Source organism: Lentzea sp. NPDC006480, from assembly GCF_040611995.1.
GTDB lineage: Bacteria > Actinomycetota > Actinomycetes > Mycobacteriales > Pseudonocardiaceae > Lentzea.
On record NZ_JBEXPJ010000301.1, the window covers coordinates 1 to 4,720 of the forward strand.

Consider the following 4,720-nt stretch of genomic DNA (forward strand, 5'->3'; position numbering starts at 1 on the left):
AACGCGTTGCTCCCGTCCCACTCGGGATCCCCCTTGTCGCGGAACCGGCCATCAGCGTCCTGCAACTCGGTGAGCCGCTTGATCAAGTCGACGGAACCGAACAGCACGCCGAACGAGGCCGACGCGCTGAGCTTCAAGGCCGAGGCGAACCACCTCGACCTCTGGGAGTTCGGGCACGTCAGGCTTCGGACTTGCCCTCGTCGACGGGCTGCGCCTCGATCACGGCGGCCTGCGGCTTGGTGGGCTTGAGCACCCACACGCCCGCGCGGCTCGTGTCCCTGACCAGCACAAGTCCCTGGATGCCTCCGTTGCGGGAGGTGTTCACCGGGCCGCGAGCGGAGCGCGTGCGGCGGTTGGTGCGGTACCTGGTCGCATACATTGCGTATCTCAGTCTTCCTCGGATGGGAGGGTCCCTGGCGTCACCGAGGCGCCGTTCTGTCCGTTTGCGGACTTGGCCGACTCCTGCTCGGCCTTGACCCGCTCCGACAGAACATGATAGGCCGCTTCAGCGGCTTTCTGCTCGGCTTCCTTCTTGGTACGCCCATCACCCTTGCCGTAGGGCTGGCCACCGACGAGCACCGTGGCGGTGAACTCCTTGCGGTGATCCGGCCCTTGGTCGTCCACGCGGTACTCCGGGACGCCGAGACTGGCTTGAGCGGTGAGCTCCTGCAGGCTTGTCTTCCAGTCCAGTCCAGCACCCAGAAGCGGAGCTTTGGCCAAGAGTGGATCGAACAGCCGGTGAACGAACGCTCGTGCGGTATCGATACCGAACTGCAGGTACACCGCACCGATGACGGCTTCGAGGCCGTCGGCGAGGATGCTCGCCTTGTCCCTGCCGCCGGTCAGTTCTTCGCCACGACCGAGCAACAGGTGTGCACCGAGCCCGCCTTCTCCCAGGTCACGCGCAACGCCCGCCAGCGCGTGCATGTTCACCACGCTGGCGCGGAGCTTCGCGAGCTGACCCTCGGGAAGATCGGGGTGGGTGCGGTAGAGGTGGTCGGTGACGACCAACCCGAGCACGGCGTCTCCCAGGAACTCGAGACGCTCGTTCGGCGGCAGACCGCCGTTCTCGTACGCGTACGACCTGTGGGTGAGCGAAAGCCCGAGCAGCTCGGCGTCCAACTGGACGCCGAGCGCTTCGGACAAAGACGCGCGGTCGGCTTGCGGAGCGCGCGGCGGCTTTCCCCCCACTACGTAACCGAGGAGATCAGGCCGGCTGAGCGACCTGGCGGCCAGCGTACTGACCACAGGCCGGGCAGGCGACGTGCTGCGGCTTCGGCTGGCGGCAAGCCTTGTTGGAGCACGCCACCAGGTGCACGGCAGACGTCTTCCACTGGGAACGACGCGCACGGGTGTTCGAACGCGACATTTTCCGCTTCGGGACGGCCACGACTACTTCTCCTCGTTGTTGTCATCGCTGAACCGCTCTTGCAACGCGGCCCAACGAGGGTCAATCGTCTCATGCCCGTGGTCGGGCCCTAGCTCCGCCCACCTGCCACCGCATTCGGAGCAAAGCCCCTTGCAGTCCGGCTCGCAAAGCGGCGCCTGCGGCAGCGCGAGAACGATGGCGTCCCGCACCACAGGCTCGAGGTCGATCAGATCGTTGACGATCCGGCTGACCTCGTCTTCATCAGTGGTCTCGTCCGTGGTGCTGTCCGGCCACGCGTACAGCTCCGTGATCCGGACTTCAACCTCATCGGTGAGCGGCTCGAGACACCTCGAGCACTCCCCTTCGACCTTCGCGGCCGCCGTCCCCGACACGAGCAGGCCCTCCACGACCGATTCGATCAGGAGGTCGAGCTCAACTTCCCCGTTCTCGGGCACCGCGATCACCCCGAGCAGCCCCACACCCTCGCCGGGGACCGACCTCACGAAGGGTCGGCTCAGACCGGCGCGACGGCCGATGTCCCTGGTGTCGATGACCCAGGGACCGGATGCTGTGGGACGCGTGGACGCGTGACGATGCTCAGTCATGATTTCGGGTTGTTGCCGGCGGGGACCTACCACGTCCAGCCGGTCCAGGGTACGGGACAACCGGCTCACGCGTGAAATCGGCAGGTGATCGCACCTGCCAGACGTAGCACGAATCACACGTTCAGCCGCACCCCCGCCGTTTTCGGACGGCACGCGGGGACCCTGCGTCCTCCAGGAGGGTACGCGGGGTCCCCGCGTACCGTCCGAAAACACGAAAGGGTGGAAGTTCAGGCGCCGTAGTCGAAGGGGGCGGCTGAGCCCGCGACGGCCGGCCCGCGCAGGTGCGAACGGCCCTTGCCGACCGACCTGAGCGTGTGCGCGAGGAGGTCCTCGAAGTCCGCGAGCTTGCCGTCCACGTACGCGTCGCACTCCGACCGCAGCCGGATCGACTCGCTCTGGGCGGCGTCGAGCAGGCGCGCCGCCTCGGCGTGCGCGGCCCGGACGACCTCCTGCTCGTTGACGAGCCTGGCCTGCTCGGCCCGGCCGTCCTCGGTGGCGCGCTCGTAGTTGGCCCGACCAGCCTGGATCATCCGCTCGGCCTCGGCGTGCGAACGCCCGACCAGGTCGTCGTACTCCTGCCGGCCGGCGGCGACGGTGCGTTCCGCCTGGTCTTCCGCCTCGGCGATCATCCGCTCGGCGCGGGCACGCGCGTCCGACAGCATCGCCTCGGCCTCGGCCTGCGCCTCCGCGAGCATGCGATCGGCGTCCGCACGGGCCTTGGACACGCCCGCCTCCGCGTCGTGCTTGGCCTTGCCGACCAGCTCGTCCTTGTGATCCAGCACGTCCTGCGCGTCGTCGAGCTCCGCGGGGATCGCGTCGCGCACGTCGTCGAGCAGTTCGAGCACATCACCGCGCGGCACCACGCAGCCCGAGGTCATCGGAACTCCGCGCGCTTCCTCGACGATCGTGACGAGCTCGTCGAGTGCCTCGAACACCCGGTACACGTCTCACACCCCTAACCACCTGTGGCTCCCGCTCAAGTGTGCCCTGCCGATCTCCCCGAAAGAGGGAGATCGGCAGGGCGTGTCAGGATTTGGCCGTGACCATCACGATCAGGCGAGCGACCGCGGCCGATGTCGACCCGATCGTGGCGATGCTCGCGGACGACCCGCTGGGCGCGCAGCGCGAAACGCCGGGCGACCCCGCCTACCTCAAGGCCTTCGAAGTGATCGACGCCGATCCGCACCAGTTCCTCGCGGTGGCCGATGCCCGGGGTGAGGTCGTCGGCACCCTGCAGCTCACGTTCACGTCCGGCCTCTCGCGCCTCGGCATGACCCGCGCGACCGTCGAGGCCGTGCGGGTGCGCTCCGACCAGCGCGGCAACGGCCTCGGCGAACAGCTGGTCCGCTGGGCGATCGACGAGGCCCGCACCCGCGGCTGCGGCCTCGTCCAGCTCACCACCGACGCCTCACGCGTCGACGCACACCGCTTCTACGAACGACTCGGCTTCACCGCGTCGCACGTGGGCATGAAGCTCTCGCTCTAGCGGAGTTCCGCGAGGCGCTGCTGCAGCCGCTGCTCGATGGTCGCGGGCAGCAGCGTCGACACGTCGCCACCGTACGTCGCGACCTCCTTGACCAGCGACGACGCCAGGTAGGAGTACTGCGGGCTGGCCTGCATGAACAGCGTGTCGACACCCGTGAGCTGGTGGTTCATCTGCGCCATCTGCAGCTCGTAGTCGTAGTCGCTGACCGCGCGCAGGCCCTTCACGATGGCCTTGATGTTGTTCTCACGGCAGTAGTCGACCAACAGCCCGTGCCACGAATCGACCCGCACGTTGTCCCACTGCTTGGTGACCTCGCGCAGCATCTCCTGCCGCTCCTCGACGTCGAACAAGGTGCGCTTGTTCTTGTTGATGAGCACGGCGACGACAACCTCTTCGAAGAGGTGCGCGGCTCTCCCGATGATGTCCAGGTGACCGTTGGTTACCGGGTCGTAGGAGCCGGGGTACACGGCACGCGTCATGAGCCGGACGTTAGCACCCGATCGGACGCCTCCAGGCGTGTCCGTGGTTCTCGTCACCCATCCGAACGCACCTGCCCCCAGTACACAGCCGTGTCCCCATAACGCTTGGCACGCAAGGATTCCACTCCCTCCGGCCACGCTGGTTCGGCACTGCGCGAAGCTCGCTCCACGATCAACACGGCCCCGGCTGTGAGCCTCGCCGCGTTTACCAATCCAGATAGCACCTTCTGCAGCTCTTCGTCGGTGACCGCGTAGGGCGGGTCCGCGAACACGACGTCGAACGGCTCCCCTTCTGCGGCCACGTACGCCTCGGCGCTCCGGTTCGCGATCACCACGTCCCGGAAGGGCAACTCCCGCGCGTTCCCCTTGAGCACCTCGGCGGCTCTCTTGTCCGACTCCACGAACGTCGCGTGCCCGGCCCCCCGGCTCAACGCCTCGAACCCGAGCGCCCCCGACCCGGCGTACAGGTCCAGGACCCGCACCCCGTCGAGGTCCATCAGCGCCTCCAGCGAGCTGAACAGCGCCTCCCGCACCCGCTCGGACGTGGGCCTGGTCCCCTTCGGCGGCACCTTGAGCCTGCGGCCTCCCGCACTCCCGGCAACAATTCGCGTCACCCGCTCATCGTCCCAGGTGCGTCCTGTGCGAATGACCCGCCACCGCGACTCGGGCGCCTGCCTGTGCGAGCCGGCCGTCGACCCGTGCTCGTGCGTGCCCGTCCTGCGCGGCCCAAGCCGTCGTGGCTGATGGCCATCTCGTGTACGGACGGACGTGCGCGCACGTG

General features: G+C 67.9%; 8 protein-coding genes. 1 reads left to right on the top strand and 7 read right to left on the bottom strand.

Annotated features, from left to right (window positions below; genetic code table 11):
- Nucleotides 1-178: 178 nt before the first annotated feature.
- The 5 genes from ABZX92_RS45110 to ABZX92_RS45130 all read right to left on the bottom strand — a co-directional run bounded on the left by ABZX92_RS45110 (nt 179) and on the right by ABZX92_RS45130 (nt 2,918).
- Nucleotides 179-379, bottom strand: coding sequence for a hypothetical protein (locus ABZX92_RS45110; RefSeq protein ID WP_045310608.1), 201 nt, complete (start codon nt 377-379; stop codon nt 179-181).
- 8 nt (nt 380-387) lie between these two features.
- A complete protein-coding gene (gene rnc, locus ABZX92_RS45115; RefSeq protein ID WP_355572228.1) occupies nt 388-1,191 on the bottom strand; it encodes a ribonuclease III in 804 nt (267 codons plus the stop codon).
- 16 nt (nt 1,192-1,207) lie between these two features.
- A complete protein-coding gene (rpmF, locus tag ABZX92_RS45120) occupies nt 1,208-1,390 on the bottom strand; it encodes a 50S ribosomal protein L32 (RefSeq protein WP_030467958.1) in 183 nt (60 codons plus the stop codon).
- A 2-nt stretch (nt 1,391-1,392) separates the two neighbouring features.
- The gene (locus ABZX92_RS45125) at nt 1,393-1,974 is read right to left on the bottom strand and encodes a YceD family protein (RefSeq protein ID WP_355572234.1); all 582 of its coding nucleotides are present in this window, start codon (nt 1,972-1,974) and stop codon (nt 1,393-1,395) included.
- A 227-nt stretch (nt 1,975-2,201) separates the two neighbouring features.
- Nucleotides 2,202-2,918 (bottom strand): DivIVA domain-containing protein, encoded by a 717-nt coding sequence (locus tag ABZX92_RS45130; protein ID WP_355572230.1) that lies wholly within the window; start codon nt 2,916-2,918, stop codon nt 2,202-2,204.
- A 101-nt stretch (nt 2,919-3,019) separates the two neighbouring features.
- On the opposite strand from ABZX92_RS45130, the gene ABZX92_RS45135 reads away from it, so the two are divergent.
- A complete protein-coding gene (locus ABZX92_RS45135) occupies nt 3,020-3,460 on the top strand; it encodes a GNAT family N-acetyltransferase (RefSeq protein WP_355572236.1) in 441 nt (146 codons plus the stop codon).
- Here the strand turns inward: ABZX92_RS45135 and coaD are convergent.
- Entirely contained in the window at nt 3,457-3,939 is a 483-nt protein-coding gene (gene coaD / locus ABZX92_RS45140) for a pantetheine-phosphate adenylyltransferase (RefSeq protein WP_045310611.1), read from the bottom strand. The two genes, ABZX92_RS45135 and coaD, sit on opposite strands and share 4 nt — an antisense overlap.
- A 53-nt stretch (nt 3,940-3,992) precedes the next feature.
- Nucleotides 3,993-4,553, bottom strand: a complete 561-nt coding sequence (rsmD, locus tag ABZX92_RS45145) for a 16S rRNA (guanine(966)-N(2))-methyltransferase RsmD (RefSeq protein ID WP_355572232.1) — start codon at nt 4,551-4,553, stop codon at nt 3,993-3,995.
- Nucleotides 4,554-4,720 lie beyond the last annotated feature (167 nt).